Source organism: Microvirga yunnanensis (assembly GCF_025460875.1).
The window spans coordinates 1-14,706 of record NZ_JAMXFI010000197.1; the positions used below are offsets into that span (position 1 = coordinate 1).

Annotated in this window: 19 protein-coding genes; 9 read left to right on the forward strand and 10 right to left on the reverse strand. The window is 59.4% G+C overall.

Annotated features, from left to right (window positions below; all coding sequences use genetic code 11):
• Both NF876_RS42535 and phaC read right to left on the reverse strand, forming a co-directional pair.
• A partial coding sequence (locus NF876_RS42535) for an SDR family NAD(P)-dependent oxidoreductase (RefSeq protein ID WP_262273123.1) occupies positions 1-199 on the reverse strand: 199 nt, incomplete at its 3' end.
• A gap of 36 nt (positions 200-235) precedes the next feature.
• On the reverse strand, positions 236-2,047 hold the full coding sequence (phaC, locus tag NF876_RS42540) for a class I poly(R)-hydroxyalkanoic acid synthase (RefSeq protein WP_262273683.1): 1,812 nt from the start codon (positions 2,045-2,047) through the stop codon (positions 236-238).
• A 616-nt stretch (positions 2,048-2,663) separates the two neighbouring features.
• Here phaC and NF876_RS42545 point away from each other — a divergent pair.
• Entirely contained in the window at positions 2,664-2,873 is a 210-nt protein-coding gene (locus tag NF876_RS42545) for a cold-shock protein (RefSeq protein ID WP_204242415.1), read from the forward strand.
• Between the two features lie 232 nt (positions 2,874-3,105).
• Here NF876_RS42545 and NF876_RS42550 read toward each other — a convergent pair whose 3' ends face one another.
• Entirely contained in the window at positions 3,106-3,996 is an 891-nt protein-coding gene (locus NF876_RS42550) for a lytic transglycosylase domain-containing protein (RefSeq protein ID WP_262266533.1), read from the reverse strand.
• Positions 3,997-4,433: 437 nt separating this feature from the next.
• Positions 4,434-5,180 carry a Crp/Fnr family transcriptional regulator gene (locus tag NF876_RS42555; RefSeq protein WP_262273684.1) on the reverse strand — a complete coding sequence of 249 codons (747 nt, stop codon included), beginning with the start codon at positions 5,178-5,180 and terminating at the stop codon, positions 4,434-4,436.
• 293 nt (positions 5,181-5,473) lie between these two features.
• Between NF876_RS42555 and NF876_RS42560 the strand changes: the two genes are divergently transcribed.
• The 4 genes from NF876_RS42560 (at position 5,474) to NF876_RS42575 (ending at position 7,027) form a co-directional block, all read left to right on the forward strand.
• Positions 5,474-5,821 (forward strand): hypothetical protein, encoded by a 348-nt coding sequence (locus NF876_RS42560; RefSeq protein ID WP_210804819.1) that lies wholly within the window; start codon positions 5,474-5,476, stop codon positions 5,819-5,821.
• A gap of 50 nt (positions 5,822-5,871) precedes the next feature.
• Positions 5,872-6,096, forward strand: coding sequence for a hypothetical protein (locus NF876_RS42565; RefSeq protein ID WP_210804818.1), 225 nt, complete (start codon positions 5,872-5,874; stop codon positions 6,094-6,096).
• Positions 6,097-6,319: 223 nt separating this feature from the next.
• Positions 6,320-6,631, forward strand: a complete 312-nt coding sequence (locus tag NF876_RS42570; protein WP_210804824.1) for a hypothetical protein — start codon at positions 6,320-6,322, stop codon at positions 6,629-6,631.
• A gap of 246 nt (positions 6,632-6,877) precedes the next feature.
• Positions 6,878-7,027 carry a DUF1127 domain-containing protein gene (locus tag NF876_RS42575; RefSeq protein ID WP_262266245.1) on the forward strand — a complete coding sequence of 50 codons (150 nt, stop codon included), beginning with the start codon at positions 6,878-6,880 and terminating at the stop codon, positions 7,025-7,027.
• 192 nt (positions 7,028-7,219) lie between these two features.
• Here NF876_RS42575 and NF876_RS42580 read toward each other — a convergent pair whose 3' ends face one another.
• Entirely contained in the window at positions 7,220-7,822 is a 603-nt protein-coding gene (locus NF876_RS42580) for a hypothetical protein (RefSeq protein WP_262266246.1), read from the reverse strand.
• 277 nt (positions 7,823-8,099) lie between these two features.
• On the opposite strand from NF876_RS42580, the gene NF876_RS42585 reads away from it, so the two are divergent.
• Together NF876_RS42585 and NF876_RS42590 are read left to right on the forward strand one after the other, a co-directional pair.
• Positions 8,100-8,369 (forward strand): hypothetical protein, encoded by a 270-nt coding sequence (locus NF876_RS42585; protein ID WP_262266247.1) that lies wholly within the window; start codon positions 8,100-8,102, stop codon positions 8,367-8,369.
• Between the two features lie 141 nt (positions 8,370-8,510).
• Positions 8,511-8,804 carry an SWIB/MDM2 domain-containing protein gene (locus NF876_RS42590; protein ID WP_373371185.1) on the forward strand — a complete coding sequence of 98 codons (294 nt, stop codon included), beginning with the start codon at positions 8,511-8,513 and terminating at the stop codon, positions 8,802-8,804.
• Between the two features lie 79 nt (positions 8,805-8,883).
• On the opposite strand, the gene NF876_RS42595 is transcribed toward NF876_RS42590, so the two are convergent.
• From NF876_RS42595 to NF876_RS42610, 4 genes are all read right to left on the reverse strand, one after another.
• Complete coding sequence (locus NF876_RS42595) at positions 8,884-9,156, reverse strand: HU family DNA-binding protein (RefSeq protein WP_262266256.1); 273 nt, start codon at positions 9,154-9,156, stop codon at positions 8,884-8,886.
• 362 nt (positions 9,157-9,518) lie between these two features.
• The gene (locus NF876_RS42600; RefSeq protein ID WP_262266249.1) at positions 9,519-10,214 is read right to left on the reverse strand and encodes a response regulator transcription factor; all 696 of its coding nucleotides are present in this window, start codon (positions 10,212-10,214) and stop codon (positions 9,519-9,521) included.
• A 222-nt stretch (positions 10,215-10,436) separates the two neighbouring features.
• Positions 10,437-10,871 carry a hypothetical protein gene (locus NF876_RS42605; RefSeq protein WP_210804807.1) on the reverse strand — a complete coding sequence of 145 codons (435 nt, stop codon included), beginning with the start codon at positions 10,869-10,871 and terminating at the stop codon, positions 10,437-10,439.
• Between the two features lie 75 nt (positions 10,872-10,946).
• A complete protein-coding gene (locus NF876_RS42610; protein ID WP_262266250.1) occupies positions 10,947-11,723 on the reverse strand; it encodes a hypothetical protein in 777 nt (258 codons plus the stop codon).
• Positions 11,724-12,192: 469 nt separating this feature from the next.
• Here NF876_RS42610 and NF876_RS42615 point away from each other — a divergent pair, with 469 nt between their 5' ends.
• Together NF876_RS42615 and NF876_RS43810 are read left to right on the forward strand one after the other, a co-directional pair.
• Complete coding sequence (locus tag NF876_RS42615; RefSeq protein WP_262266251.1) at positions 12,193-13,467, forward strand: type IV secretory system conjugative DNA transfer family protein; 1,275 nt, start codon at positions 12,193-12,195, stop codon at positions 13,465-13,467.
• Positions 13,468-13,919: 452 nt separating this feature from the next.
• On the forward strand, positions 13,920-14,180 hold the full coding sequence (locus NF876_RS43810; protein WP_210808159.1) for a PilZ domain-containing protein: 261 nt from the start codon (positions 13,920-13,922) through the stop codon (positions 14,178-14,180).
• 159 nt (positions 14,181-14,339) lie between these two features.
• Here NF876_RS43810 and NF876_RS42620 read toward each other — a convergent pair whose 3' ends face one another.
• Positions 14,340-14,588, reverse strand: a complete 249-nt coding sequence (locus tag NF876_RS42620) for a hypothetical protein (RefSeq protein ID WP_210808157.1) — start codon at positions 14,586-14,588, stop codon at positions 14,340-14,342.
• Positions 14,589-14,706: the final 118 nt, after the last annotated feature.

Below are 14,706 nucleotides of genomic sequence, written 5' to 3' on the forward strand. Positions count from 1 at the left end.
GGATGCCGCTCTCGCAGGAGGCCGCATCGGACACGTCGAACTTGAAGACCGGAATGCCGGTTTCACCCTTGAACTGGTTGGCGGCCTCGTCATTGCCGCCGTAATTGGCCGCAACCTTGTAGCCCGCGTCCTTCAAGGCTTTTGAAATCGCGGCACCGATGCCGCGGGTGCCACCGGTGACCAAAACGACACGCGCCATGCTGTTTCCTTCTCCCTGTTGACTTCATAATGGGTTCTACTGCGCCCGGACATAGCTGCCGGGTGCATCTTCAATGGACGTGAGCTTGCCCGCACTGGGCCGCCGGGGTTTGACCCACCTGCGGTCCTGCGCCTCGATCCAGGTCTGCCAGTGTGGCCACCATGAGCCGGGATGCTCTTCCGCATGTTCGAGCCACGTCTCGAGCGAACCTTCAGGTTCTCCACCCGTCCAGTACTGATAGCGCCCACGCGATGGAGGGTTGATGACCCCGGCGATATGCCCGGAGCCGGCCAGCACGAAGGTCACCGATCCGCCTAAGCGCCCTGCCCCGGAAAACACCGAGTGCGGTGGTGCAATATGGTCCTCGCGGGCGGCCAAGTGGAAGACCGGGATCGCGATGCGGGAGAGATCGAGTTGGGTGCCGCTGAACTCCATTCGGCCCTCCGCCAGATCGTTCTGCAGATAGCAGCGCCGCAGATAGAAGCTGTGGTTGGCGGCCGGCATTCGGGTCGCGTCCGAGTTCCAGTATAGCAGGTCGAAGGGCAGCGGCTCCTGCCCCTTCTGGTAGACGTTGACAATGTAGGGCCAGATCAGATCATTCGAGCGCAACAGGTTGAAGATTGTGGCCATCTTGCTGCTGTCGAGATAGCCGCGCTGGGCCATATCGCGCTCGATCGCCCGGATCTGCTCCTCGTCCGAGAAGACCTTCAGATCGCCGGCCTGTTTGAAGTCCACCTGCGTGGTGAAGAACGTCGCGCTCTTGATCCGGGTATCGCCTGTGGCTGCCATGTAGGCCAGGGTCGCCGAGAGCAAGGTTCCACCAACACAGTAGCCGACGGCATTCACGACCTTCTCGCCTGTGGCCGCCTCGACCGCGTCCAAGGCCTCGAAGACGCCCTCACGCATGTAATCCTCGAAGGACTTGTCGGCGAGGCTCTCATCCGGATTGACCCAGGAGATGATGAAGACGGTGTGCCCCTGATCGACAGCCCATCGGATGAAGCTCTTTTCCGGATTGAGGTCCAGAATGTAGAACTTGTTGATCCAGGGTGGGACGATCAACAGTGGCCGCTTGAGCACCTTCTCGGTCGTGGGCTCATACTGGATCAATTGCATCAGGGTATTCTGGTAGATCACCTTGCCTGGGGTGATCGCGAGGTTGCGCCCGACCTCGAACTGGGTCGGATCGGTCTGGCGAATCCTGAGCTGCCCTCCCCCACGCTCAATGTCCTCGGCCAGCAATTGCATGCCGCGCACGAGGTTCTCGCCATCTGAAGCGAAGGTCTCGCGCAGGAGTTCGGGATTGGTGAACACCCAATTGGAGGGCGCCAGTGCGTTGATGATCTGCGTAGTATAAAAACGAGCCTTGCGTTGCGCCTCTGGGTCGAGCCCTTCTGTGGCCTCGACCAACTGCTCGGTCCAATGCGATGTGATAAGATAGGACTGCCGCATGGCGTCAAAGAACCGGTGCTCGGTCCAGGCGGGATCCTTGAAGCGGGCATCCTTGGAATGAGATGGAGCAACGTCATGATCACCTAGGCCCAGCGTTTGGCGCACGGACGAGTTCCAGAGATCGACGTAGGCCTGCCAGAGTTTGGACTGAGCCTCAATGAGGGTTCCCGGCTGGGTCACCAAGGCCTGCTGCATCTGAGCGAAGGTGCTCAAAGCGGGCGTAACGTCGTCAACCTGCGTCAGAGGGACTAGGGTGCCAATCTGCGGCTGGATGTAAGCTGTGGCGGCCCTGCCGGCTTCGGCCACCAATCGGGCCATGTTACCTGCAAAGCGGTATGGGTCCGCTGCGGCAAATCCAGAGTTCATCACAGCTTCAGGTTGTCTGTCAGTGGTCATGCGCAGCCTCCTGTGATGATGATAACAAGATCAACGTGCGCTTCTGTTTGCCCTGATGCGGAGTGGATGAGATCTCAATACCGTTTCACCGTAAGCACGAGTGGACAACAATGTTGTGGCACTTGGTTGATCCACAGGTGGGCAACCGCGCAACACCCAAGTGACGCCTGCCGAGTGACAAGATTATCGATGATGGGTCTGCACAGGACCAACGGATGTGTCTAGGCGGCGCGAGAGTCGAGAAATACCTGCAAGGTAAGGAAGTGGCTTTTGGTGAGGGGCGCAGAGTGTCTTATGGTCATAAGCCCTCCTAACAGCGTCTTGCCTTTGGGCAGCGTATCTCACACGAAAGAAAAGCGCATGTCTGTCGGCAAGCCGACATAGCAGGAAAGTAATTTTGGAATGGTCATAACTCTTCAGACGATGCCAAGGCCGATACACTTCGCCTGATAAAGCAGCGGATTTCTCAACAGAGCAACTGAAGGAGGGGCATTCCATTGATGCTTGCCAACCCTTGGTAGCGCAACTAGCCTTCCCTTTGCTGGGGGTGCGGACGGTAAGGCAGAATGGGATCAAGACACCATTCTGCGCCGATGGAGAGGGATTAGGGACGACAATGGCGACTGGTACTGTAAAGTGGTATAACGAAACGAAGGGCTATGGCTTCATTCAGCCCGACAATGGCGGCAAGGATGTATTCGTCCATGCCTCGGCGCTTGAGCGGGCTGGTATGCGCGGGCTCGTGGAAGGCCAGAAGATCTCCTACGAGGTGGAGGCCGACCGCCGGACCGGCAAAGAGTCGGCAACCAATCTGCAAAAGGCTTGATTGAACCTGTCAAAGCTTAAGCTGAGGCTGGACCGGACAAGTTAATGAGCGCCGCCATGATCAGGCAGCGCTCTTCTACGGCCTACGTCGCTAACTCTGGCTCCGAACAGACGCATGCGTGAGTGCCTGGGACTGCCGATGCATCGAGGCATGCAAACTCGATTGCACTGACGATGATCTGTGTTGAGACAACCTGTGAAGGAGCAGATTAACATTCAAGATGGCCACTGCGCTAACGGGCGGCAACCCTTCGCTTCGGCAGTACCATCGTCCGACGGATTGCCCGGGAAGAGGTTCGGTATTCGAGTTGGATGAGGCGAAGTTTCTGACGCGACGATCCGCCGGCGCGATCCTGCAGACGCCATGTTTTGTTGGCTCTTCCCAGATCCAGCTGCAGCCTGCTGAAGCCAAGCCGCTTGTGAGCCTCGAGCCGAGAGACCATGGCGGGCGTGATCGTACGCTTCTTCACGCGCTTGAGCACAACCTGTTGACCGCGCGTGCGGGTTACCGGATCTGCGAGCACCTCAGTTCCATTTCCTATCTGAGCTCCCACTGTTGCAAGATGCTGACGAGCCCTTCGGCAATACTCGATGCTGAGGGCGCTCATCTGTTCCGAGGCGTGCCCCGCGCGGTATTTCATCAGCGCACGACACAAGTCCCCATCAGCTAGCCGCCACGCTTTGGCCAGATACCCCACGCCATAGCGGAGATTGGTTCTCGGCTCGGCCAGTTCAGTAGAAGTTCCTTGGAAACCGAGCAACGCGGCGGTCTTGGGTCTGACCTGCATAAGTCCGATCTCACCAATGCTGCCAACCACGGTCGGATCGTACCGGCTCTCAATTCGCACCACCGCATCGACAAGGGCTGGCGGCACACCGTTCGCTGCCGCCTCCTCAGCGATGGCAGGCAAGTACGTGGAGCGGTCTTTCAGAGCGTGGGGAGGAGAAGCAAGGTCCAGAACGGTCGACGTTGAAATCGGATCAAGATCAGGATGCAATGGAAGGGATGCAAGCTGCCAATCCACATCGATTTCGAGCACATTAAAGTCAGGCTTTGCTGATCCTGAACTTGGAACAAGCACGACGAACGCTGTCGCGCAGGCGACAAGACGCAAACTGAACATGGCCAGGATCCCTCAAGGGCGGCGCTCGCTTCAGCTTTTCGCAAAAGTGTTGATGGACCGTTTATCGGCAAGGCGATCTATCAAGCCTTGCCTGATTGAGAGATTTGAGCCTCTTGGTGCAGTAACGGTTCCGTAACCACAACTCCAATCGCACTTGATCGAACTCGCAGGCACGGCGTTGGCTCTGTGCCTGTACGAGAGAGAACTGCCCATGACGATTCTCGACCCAATCACCGGAAACCGCGTCACGATCGATACGTCGAGCAGACCGCGCCGGTAGGTGCTCCAGAGAGCTGCGAGGTGGTGATGAAACGATCCTCAGCACGCCGGGCCAGACGCTGGGTCATTCTTGAGCTGACCCGCAGCCTCGATCAGTTGCCCGACATCATAGCCTGGACAGGAGAAGCCCGCAGTAGGTCAGACAACGAGTTGAGTCTTCAGCGCACCACAGCAGTGTAGGGTAGCAGGCGCACGAATACGTCGTGAATTGTCTGGTAGCACTCACACGAGACTTCTCTGAGAGCAGTCGGGTCTGTGATAGCGATGCCGCCCCTGCTTTGCCTGACCAATCCAGCGGCCTGGAATTTCTTCATGATGGCACTGATTGTTGAGCGCTGGACCCCCATTCGGTCCGCCCAGAATTCGTGTGTGAGGGGGATGATCCCCTGATCAACCCGATGGCTCGTGCTCAGGATCAGGCGAGCGCACCGGGCTTCCACACTATGGATCGCGTTGCAGGCAACATTCTGGAGAACCCGCGACATCTGAGCTTCCATGAAGTGGCGTATCAGGCGCTGGATGGTGGGTTGTGTACTGATCACCTCGTGCATCTTAGCGATCTTGATCCGTGAGGCCGTGCCGGTGAGATGCACGACATAGTGTCCGAAAGCCTGATTGGTGACCGCTGCCCCTGTCAGACCCGTGACGCCCTCGCTGCCAAACACGGACATCTCGGCAGTGCGTCCGTCCTGCATGACAGCCATCAGCGAGATGATGACGTTGTGGGGAAAGTAGGCGTCGTAGAGGGGGTGACCCGCCTCGCAGAGCACCTGACCCTGCTGCAAGCTCACGATCTCCAGGTGCGGCTCCAGACAGGCAAAGTCTTCCGGCTCCAGAGCAGCCAGGAGCTTGTTCGCCCGATGCTCCCGGGCAGTCCCTGCATACAGAATATCCGCTGAATACATCCGCTATCTTGCCCCCTTGTGGGTTCTCAATGTTATGGAGCGTAGTCAAAGGCAAGGAATTTTCTTGCGGCTCATCCTGACGCAGAAAGTTCACATCTCAACCAATCTGGCCTTCTTTAGGTTGGAGCGGAAGGTACGGTGGGAATTCCGTGTCGCATTATGCTGGAGGAAGTTTGCCTATACTTGGGGTGAACTGCGATCAGCGAGATTGCAATCGCCAGATCGTTCGGTTCAATCCAGGCGGGAGCGTGTGTTAGGATTGCGCTCCAGAGAGCTGATCCGGGAGGCCGGCAATGATCCGGGCTTCGTGCCATACCGCCGATAATGCATTCGCTCTCGAGTTCGACGCGACACCATGGTTTCGCGAGGCCGATCCGCAAAGCCTTCTGCACCTTGCCGCGCAGGGATGGTCCAGCGTTTGGATCGCCGATGCTCTTGAAGCCCGGCCCGGCTACGAGGGCCTTCATCGGCTCATCGCCTATGCGGTCACCCGGCTGAGGAACGAGTCGCTCGAGGACCCCATGTGGGCTGCGATCGAGTGTGTCGTCAGCCAGCCTGAGGCCATACAGTGGCTTAAAGAGAACAGGCCGGAGGTCGCGTTGCTGATTCAGCGCCGGCAAGCGGCGTCACAAGCCGGTTAAGCGCCCCGGGCATGGGGCCTTACTCTCAACCCTAGCAGGGAGAGCCATCGATGCATCTCTTCGGAGCCCTGGAACTCGACATCCGGCCTGGAACACCGGACAACCCGGCAGGCGTGAAGATTGCCCTCCTCCGCTACACCCGGGGTGAGGACGGACGCCTGTTTATCACGCCAGAGTGCACGTCTTTCGAAGAGATCGAGGGGCAGATCAACTCGCTTCAGGACGAACTGGACGAGATCCGCGAGCGGGCTCAGCGCGCCTTCCAGGTCACCTGAAATCAACATCTTGGGACCGTGTGCCCCCTTGGAGCGGCGGAGTTGCCCATGAAAAAGCCCCGTTGGGATTGGGCTGAACGGGGCTGAAGTCTACGGAGGCCTGGTGCAAGGAGAGCGCAGGGGCTGTGGAACGCCTCCGCTACGGGACAACTCCCAGGGCCCAGGAATGTTGCGCTATCATGCTTGAACATAGCGGCAATGATGCATGAATCGGGAGGCGCAGATGGGCGAGTGGAAGACGGTCTATGAGGACGAGGTTGAGGAGCGCTGGGTCACCCTCAAGGTCTACGAGAGTGAGGATGAGGGGGAGGAGGATGACGGTCCAGTGGTCCGCGTGACAGTCGCACCCATTGCCGATGAGCCGGGGGAACCGGAGCAGAGCGGCGCCGGGCCAAAGCCCGCTGCTGGCCGGGATGCAGACGACAACTCTATTACCTTGGACCCTGATGCCGTCGAGGATCTCGAAGAGGAACTGCTTGAGATCGGCTTCAGCCCCGAGGCGGCCAGATGGATCGTCGGCAAGGTTCCAGAGTGAACTGCTCGGCAACCGTGAACAAGAGGTAAAGGCGCCTGATCCGTTCCATGTTCATTGCGCATGGCAGGGGCGATCACTTTCCGGTTTGTCGCAAGCCCGGTGCGCTGTAGATGACCCCTCCTCCGCCACGGTCTCCCGATGGCGGGTTTCCTCCCATAACCCAGCCACCCCAGCAGGTGGCCGTTTTTCTGGCTGCCAGTCTGCGGTGCGCTTCCGCTTGGGCTGGCTCATTATTGAGGTTGCGTCATGTTTTTGTCAGTTGTTCTTTCAGGCCTACATCGATGGCTGCGTGCTCGTGAAACGGCCCGACAGTTGATGGCTTTGTCTGACCGTGAGTTGTCCGACATCGGGATCGCCAGACACGACATCGCTCAGGTGGCACGTCAAGGCGACTGATGGGATTGGTTGAGGGACAAGGACGGCAGTGCATCCGTGCCTGTTCTTGTCCCTCGGGCCAAGCGGCCACAGGGCTCATCTAAAGCGGCTCGATGACGGCCTCATGACGCTGCTGCGACTGATCTCTGGCAGCAATTGAATGAGGAGAAGTGAACGGCCTTGTCCTCGCACGATAAGGGCACGTGGCTTCCTCTAGGACCTCGGCTCCTCAGCGATGGCGGAGTGCATACCTTTGAGCCATTCGGCGATGTCAGACGAATAATGCGCCACCTCCATCACGAGGAGCGCAAGGTCCTCATCCGTCGGGGCTGGAGCACCCTTCAATCGCGAGAGAAACTTCATGATCGCTTTATCGCGCGTGGGTTCCGGCGGATCTGCGGCCCAGCCGATGCTGGCCTTGTTGATAGCAAGCTTGAATCGCTCCCCGCGCAGGAAGCGGGCAGCAACAATCCACCCGTTCCCGCTCGGGCTCAGGTCGACGACGGTGGGTGATGGAGTCCTGACGCCGACCTCAGGCACAGGGTGCTTATCGGACACCTCCAGCACTTCCCGCAGCCCCTCAATGAACTGCTCAATGCTCATTGCCGACCGGGCGAGCGTCTCCATCCCGTAGATGACCTGGTTGAGGCTGGTGAACGGATAGCCCGGTTCGCCCACCCTGTTGGTGCTCCATTGGAAGATAGACGACAGTCTCTCGGTAATCTCCCTGTCATCCGGTATCACGCTGACGCTCTTGCCGTTTCTGCCGGCTGTCACCGTCACCGTCATGCCATTCGGGAACATGATCCGAAGCATGAGGAGATCGCCCTCGATGTGCTTGGTTGTGAGCGCCACCGGATGCCTCCTTTCGCCTCAGATCCCGACAGGGACGGTTTAACAGTCGAGCGGAGCCTTGGACAACACGGGTTCATCTCGGAATTCGATGGCTCGCCCACGGTGCAAGCCGCGGCCGATCCATTCTTTGGCGTGTCATCTGGTAGCAGGGATCGGGATCTGGATTGCCTGCTCGCTGGGGAGCCCTAGGTGGAAAGACCCAGAGACAAGACCAATTGCGCTACAAAGTATCGGCGGTATGGTGACAGCAAACACGCAAGAGGAAGACGAGACTGAGGATACTGGTCAGGCCAGCACGCCTCAACTCGATAGGCTTGAAAAGCTGGCTCAAGCGGCTGCCACTGCGGCCCAGGCGAAGCAATGGCGGGCACGCAAGAACGGCATGCAGCAGCAAGATGAACCCTCGGAGGTGCGCAACCTCAGTCATGATGCGCAAGCGAGGGCTCGCGCTGAAGAAGCGATGCGTCTGATGATGGCGAAGCCACAAAGCAAACGCCGGAGCCGGTGACGATCAGTTTGGCATCAATCATCGTGGTCAGCCCGATAACTATCCCAAAGCAGGCATCGATTGCGCTCGTCCTCTCAGATGCTTGAATTGAGAGTCTGTTAGGCTCTCGCTCACCACGGTCGCGCTACGTCGCCCCTCGAGATGGCGGACCAGCACAACAAAGGAGTATCAACAATGGCAGATAAGAAGCCAAATCCGGCGCTGATGAAGCCGTTGCAGCCCTCGAATGAACTCGCGGCGGTGGTCGGGTCCTCGCCACTGCCCCGTACGGAAGTGGTGAGCAAGGTTTGGGAGTATATCAAGGTGAACAACCTGCAGAACCCTGCAAACAAGCGGGAAATCCTGGCAGATGACAAACTTCGGCCGGTCTTTGGAGGCAAGAGCAAGGTGAGCATGTTCGAGATGAACAAGCACTTCGCTCAGCATCTTTCCTGAGCGGACGCAACAACAGGCCCACCCCGCCAGCGTGCCGGCGGGGTGGGTGTCGCTTCAGCCATCCGGTGACGGCTCTCGGCTAGACCGCCTCCTTAAGCTCCTTCGCGGGTCGGAAGGCGATCTTCTTGGAGGCTTTGATCTTGATCGGCTCGCCAGTCTGCGGGTTGCGGCCCGTGCGAGCGGCCCGCTTGCGCACCTGAAGAATGCCGAGACCGCTCAGGCGGATCTTGTCGCCCTTCTTCAAGCTCTTGGCGATCATCTCGATGACCTGGGTCAGGATTTCATTGGCTTGGCGCTTGGGAAGCTCGTGCGCTTCCGACAGCTGCTCGGCAATGTGGCGCAGGGTGAGAATCGCGCCAGGCGAGGTGCCAGTGGATTTCTTTGCGCCCTTGGGGGCCGCCTTGACTGACGCCTTCGGTGCTGCGGCCTTCGTGAAACTCTTGGCTCCGGCGTCGGCAGTTTTGGCCGTTTTAGTCGGTACTGGTTGCGATGCGGCCGCTTTGCGGGCCGGCGCCTTCTTGGTTGCAGCTTTCGCCATGGGTGAGATCCTTCCGATGCGCGGGCAATCTAGCAGTCAGTCGATGGGCAAAGGGTTTGCCACCCAAGACTGAAATCACCAGAAGGCCGCAGCCTCAATAACTAGGACGGAACGAATTCATAGGATCTTGGGGCAGCACAGGATCCCGTGACTGGTTGCGCAAGTGATCCTGAGATTTAGCTTGCCAACTTGACGAGCGGCGGCTCCCGCAGCATGTAGCCGCGGCCCCAGACCGTCTCGATGTAGTCCCTGCCCCCTGAAGCCTCCACGAGCTTCTTGCGCAGCTTGCAGATGAAAACGTCGATGATCTTGATCGCAGGTTCGTCCATGCCGCTATACAGATGATTGAGGAGCATCTCTTTGGTCAGCGTGCTCCCCTGGCGCTGAGCCAGGAACGCCAGGACCTTGTACTCCGTGCCGGTCAGGTTTACCCGGCGCCCTCCGACCTCAGCCTGTTGAACCCGTGGTTTGACCGTCAGATCGCCGCATTGCAGGACAGCTTCGGTCTGATCGGACGAGCGGCGGATGATGGCCTGCATGCGGGCGATGAGTTCATCCTTATGAAACGGCTTGGTGAGGTAATCATCGGCGCCATAGCCGAGGCCTCTGACCTTGTTCTGGATCCCGTCCAGGCCTGAGAGGATCAGGACGGGTGTGCTCACCTTGGCAAGCCGCAGCTGTTGCAGGACATCATAGCCTGACATGTCCGGCAGATTGAGATCGAGCAGGATGATGTCGTAATCGGGGAGCCGGCCGAGATCGATGCCATGCTCGCCCAGATCGGCTACCGAAATCTGGACGTTGAGGCGCTGGAGCATGAGTTCAATGCTTTGAGCGACAGAGATGTCATCCTCGATCAGCAATACCCGCATCTTACCACCTCCCAGAGACCTCAGCTAATGTGAGGGAAGTATGCTCAACGAGGAGTTAACGCCGGAGGCCCGGTGACGCTTTCACGGCGCCGACCTTGTTCCGAGTGCAAGGAGACTTAGCCCGATAAGTAATTTCGCTAGGCGTAATTTCGACAAGAAGTTCTTAGCAGGCGCTGGTCGTGGACCTGACCGGGAGGATTTTCTCTTCTCGATGGTTCGTCGTTAGGAGCCGGTCTGCTGCCTCTCTGGTGAAGCGCCGACGGAGGCAGAGCTTGGCAGTGAAACTTGGCTTTGGGTGAAGTAGGTATTGATCAGGGCCACAACCTTTCGGCCCAGCGCCCAATCCTCTTCAAGGCTGCCCGTATCGAGGATCTCGAGCCGGATCTCGAAATCGGGGTCGCAAATGAGAATGGCCGGATCCTGCTCGTCGCGGTCTTGCTGGCTGTCTAGGAACCAGCCCTCGTCCGGGTTCGGGTCGTCAACAACGAGATCCGCATTCAGGCTCTCGACAAGGTACCGGGCCAGACGATCGTTGATCCTCGTGCCATCATCTTCGCCAAAGATAATCCGCGGCTCGCCCTGAGGATCTCGGATGACGTGCTGCCGATCTCTTCCAGGGCGGGCGATGAAGAGGGTCCATTGTGGCGATGGGCTCATAGGCTAGTTCTTGTCCGAAGATTATTAGGGACAGCTTACGCTGGCGCCATGACAAATAGCACTTCTGCCTTCGGATCAGTATCGCCGTCCCAGCATCCAATCGCCTACCTCATCAAGGGCATCAAAGGCGCGGTTGGTCAGGCGGCGCGGACCGGCCAGCAGCCCCTCCTCCCGCTCCACAACATCGGGCTGCGGCCGGGGTGGCATTGCCTCACGGTATCCTCCGAATTCGCCAGCCGGTTCATCGATAGCCCAGTCCCGCCGTGCAGCGCCCGGCGGCATGCTCACCGGGGGAACCGGGCGCAGGTCATGTCTCGCCTCGGCTGAGTGCCGGCTCTCGGGCGGCAGGATATCCTCGACCCGGTTCAGGGCCACAGACTGCGACTGGGGCAAAGCAACCCTGTAGCCGAGCTCCTGGGCGACACCCGGCAGGTTCCGGACCGCCGCCCGGCCCGCTTCCAGGCCATGGCAGATGCTGAAGTACAGGGCATGGAAGTTGGCGTTCTGACGGATGGTCTCGCGGCTCTCCTGGGTCGAGTACGGTGCGAGATAGAACGCCATGGTACGTCCGTTCTTCTCGGCCACGATCGCCGGCTTGGTTTGGGAGCAGTACACATACCCGTTCTCCTCTCTGAGTTCCCTGCGTCCGCTTGAGCTGGCATGGAAGGTCTTCACCCGGGTCTGCATGAGTGTGCCCTCCCCTGTCCTGGTCAGAGGAGAGGCCGCCAGGATGGCGAACTCGTCGCACCCGTCAGGGCGGCAGAGCCCGCGGATGATCTCCGGACTGTCATAGGCCTGAGCGAAGGCTGGGGGCGCGAGCACGAGGGCAAGGGCAACAAGAGGTCTGAGCATTGGTGGCCTTGGGCGGAGGGATGGTTAACGAAGCGTCACCTCCGACGTCGCGCACGAATGTGACCATTTCAGGCCGGCCCACCCATGGTATTTGACGGCGATAGCCGCGACGCCCCTTCGGCCGCGAAGGGCTCCAAGACGTCTGGAAGTCCTGCCGTGGGCTTGGACAAGTTCGAGTGTTTTTGTCCCGATAAGAACCCGAGCATCAGGAGCGCCTTTCATATCGGGCGATCTGAGCGGCCTTGGCCCGCTCGCGACCGTCGCCATCAGGGGCTGTGTCGCAGATTCTGTGCGTGGGCGGCGGGCGTACCCCGGCGATGGACGCCAAACCTGTCGTTGTTCTCGCCTGCCTGCGAAAACCTGCCGCAAAGTTCTGCAAAACGTGGACCTGTGCGATTCCTCTCCTGCGTAACAGAATTTCGAACTTCTCAGTCACCTTTTTCCTGTCCACCCGAACGGATCAGACCACGTGAAAGACCTTCTCAAAAAACTCTTTGGACTTGGGCTCTCTAAAGACGCCATCATCGCCCCCCACGGTGCGATCCTCACGCTCGGGGAGGACCGCCGGGGCGTTCCTCACGGCACGACCCGAAACGCCAATACCCTCCTCCTTGGAGCCAGCTCGCGCCAGCGGGTGGAGAGGGTGATCGTCCCGACCCTTCTGCGGGGTACATCGGCGAGCTACATCGTCGACGACCCGACCGGAGAGGTTTACGACCTCACGGCTGCTACCCGGGCCAAACTGGGACCCGTCTCACGCATTCGGTGGCACAGCGGGAGCTCCTATAATCCACTCGCTGACATCAACCTGGGCACCGATCCGGAAACCCGCTCGCGGCGGCTGCACAACATCGCGGAAACGTTCATTATTCAATGGACAGAAGGATACGATCGGGTTCCAGAGATCAAAACGAACGATGGCAACGACACCATCGAGCAGGAAGCGATCTCCGCTCTTTGGGGCCTGCTGGAGCTCGCCACCGCTCAGGTCGCGAACGGCGGACTGCGTTTGGCCGAGCCGACCTTGATGGGACTGTGCACGGTCCTCATCGAGCACCGTCTTGACGATCAAGCTGCTGATTATGTTGCCGCCGCCGACAGCTCCGGGAGCCCGAGGGCATTATTCGAATTGCGCGCCTACGCGGCTCTTTCCGATGAGCGCCGTCGGGTAATCCATGATGCGATCGTGCAACGGCTGGCGCCCTTTCATACTCCCGAGACATCCTGGGTTTCCGGCAATCCGCGCGGCCAGTGGGCGGCCCATCGGAACATCAGTACCTCTGAGCGGGTCGATATCAGCGGCCCGGCAACCGTTTATGTGTGCTGCCCGACCCGACACGGCCAGCATGCCGCGGCCTACAATCTCCTGACACGCCTCCTGTGGCAGCAGATCATTGACGAAGCGATCCACGGCCGCAACGAACAGGTGGCTGACAAGCCACTGCGGCCAGCCGTGTTCATCTTCACAAACACCGATCAGGCCGAGCCGATCTCGGGAATGACAGCGCTAACCGCAGCCGCCAAGAAGACGGATCTTTCGATCCTCGTTTCCGCTGACGATGCGGCGTTTCTTGACCGGATCTATGGACCGGCCAACGCTGAAGCTCTCAAGGCCGCGATGGACCTGGAACTCGACTTCGATCCAGCCGCCACCCGGTTCGTGGTCAAAGGACCTGAAAAGCCGCTCCTGCGGCCGTCCCAGGCGATGGGATCCTTCCTCCTGCCCGCCCCCAGGGACCTTTAGAACACCGCGCCAGAGATCTCAGATGCGGAAAATCTCTGGCGCGGTCTGCAACAAGGCTGTTTCCGGCTTCAGCAGGATGATCAGTCAAGGCTTCGCATCAGAGAGATGAGTTTCTGTCGGTCGACTTCGACTTCGGGAAACCTGTGGTTCATCGCCATCCGCCGAGAGAGAACCGGCTGCCCGGAGGTGCGTCTATACTGGATCTCGAGAAGTGTGCCACGCTGCCGCGCCCCAATTGAGCCGCTTGTCACCTCCGGCAAATCAGCTCAGTCTGAGCTCAGCTGCCTGTCGACGACAGCTATCGACGAGCCCCGGGAGTTGGCACGGATGGACTGTCCTACCGGGCTCCTCGTCGGACCTGGCGCGATATCGAGGCCGCCGGCTCTCTCAGCAGCAAAGCCCCAAGTCAGCCTGCTCTCCTATGAGTGGCCTTCCGTCGTAGGACCATGTGCATGCCCTTTGGAACGCCCGAGCGTCGTTCGAGTGAGCGCTTCTCCGCCCCCTTGAAAGGGTGGATCGCAGACAAGACGGCTCCGGCACCGATTGAATGCGCCATTTGGGATCTGTCTCAGACCGGAGTGCGTCTTGTGGTGTCTGAGCCAGCCGACATTCCCATGGAGTTTCAGCTGCAAATTCCAGACCATGGGGCGGCCGCTCGGGTTCGCTTGATCTGGACAGATGGGGTCTATTACGGGGCAACATTTACGGATTGAGGCTAGAACCCGACCCAGTCCAACGATGAGAGGGAGCGAGGGTCCTGGGCTTGGCCGGGAGTACGGTCGGGCAACCGGTATCCTAAGATGCCGGCCCACCACTGAACCAGTGGTGAACGCGGATCAGCATCCCGTCTGAACTCCATCGAAAGGGTATGCTCACCGCTCCCAGGCGTCACCATGCATCGCCGGACTTCCGAGCCAATCACAAAGATCCTCCAGCGAAGCGAAGACATGTTCAAGGTCGGTAAAGGGTGCTGGCCTGCGTGCTGGCGGTAAATCCTCGAGGAGTTCCGCTGTCCACGTATAAGGCTGAGAGGAACTGTTGCGCACCACACTCCCCACGACCTCTCCGTTGAGGAGGAGATCATAGGCGCCGGGCGCCAGCTGGATCAGGCCGTAGGTCATTGTCGGTTCTTGTCAGAGGCGAGTTGCCGATCAATCCATCATCATTTTCGGCCTGGGCGGCAACCATCAATTGTCCTCATCCTCGGCGGATGACCTGTGCCTCCCCTGACACAGACAC

Coding starts and splice junctions, on each gene's coding strand:
- phaC (WP_262273683.1), bottom strand. CDS start 2,047: ATGACCACTGACAGACAACCTGAAGCTGTGATGAACTCTGGATTTGCC.
- NF876_RS42545 (WP_204242415.1), top strand. CDS start 2,664: ATGGCGACTGGTACTGTAAAGTGGTATAACGAAACGAAGGGCTATGGC.
- NF876_RS42550 (WP_262266533.1), bottom strand. CDS start 3,996: ATGTTCAGTTTGCGTCTTGTCGCCTGCGCGACAGCGTTCGTCGTGCTT.
- NF876_RS42555 (WP_262273684.1), bottom strand. CDS start 5,180: ATGTATTCAGCGGATATTCTGTATGCAGGGACTGCCCGGGAGCATCGG.
- NF876_RS42560 (WP_210804819.1), top strand. CDS start 5,474: ATGATCCGGGCTTCGTGCCATACCGCCGATAATGCATTCGCTCTCGAG.
- NF876_RS42565 (WP_210804818.1), top strand. CDS start 5,872: ATGCATCTCTTCGGAGCCCTGGAACTCGACATCCGGCCTGGAACACCG.
- NF876_RS42570 (WP_210804824.1), top strand. CDS start 6,320: ATGGGCGAGTGGAAGACGGTCTATGAGGACGAGGTTGAGGAGCGCTGG.
- NF876_RS42575 (WP_262266245.1), top strand. CDS start 6,878: ATGTTTTTGTCAGTTGTTCTTTCAGGCCTACATCGATGGCTGCGTGCT.
- NF876_RS42580 (WP_262266246.1), bottom strand. CDS start 7,822: ATGCTTCGGATCATGTTCCCGAATGGCATGACGGTGACGGTGACAGCC.
- NF876_RS42585 (WP_262266247.1), top strand. CDS start 8,100: ATGGTGACAGCAAACACGCAAGAGGAAGACGAGACTGAGGATACTGGT.
- NF876_RS42590 (WP_373371185.1), top strand. CDS start 8,511: ATGGCGGACCAGCACAACAAAGGAGTATCAACAATGGCAGATAAGAAG.
- NF876_RS42600 (WP_262266249.1), bottom strand. CDS start 10,214: ATGCGGGTATTGCTGATCGAGGATGACATCTCTGTCGCTCAAAGCATT.
- NF876_RS42605 (WP_210804807.1), bottom strand. CDS start 10,871: ATGAGCCCATCGCCACAATGGACCCTCTTCATCGCCCGCCCTGGAAGA.
- NF876_RS42610 (WP_262266250.1), bottom strand. CDS start 11,723: ATGCTCAGACCTCTTGTTGCCCTTGCCCTCGTGCTCGCGCCCCCAGCC.
- NF876_RS43810 (WP_210808159.1), top strand. CDS start 13,920: ATGCCCTTTGGAACGCCCGAGCGTCGTTCGAGTGAGCGCTTCTCCGCC.
- NF876_RS42620 (WP_210808157.1), bottom strand. CDS start 14,588: ATGACCTACGGCCTGATCCAGCTGGCGCCCGGCGCCTATGATCTCCTC.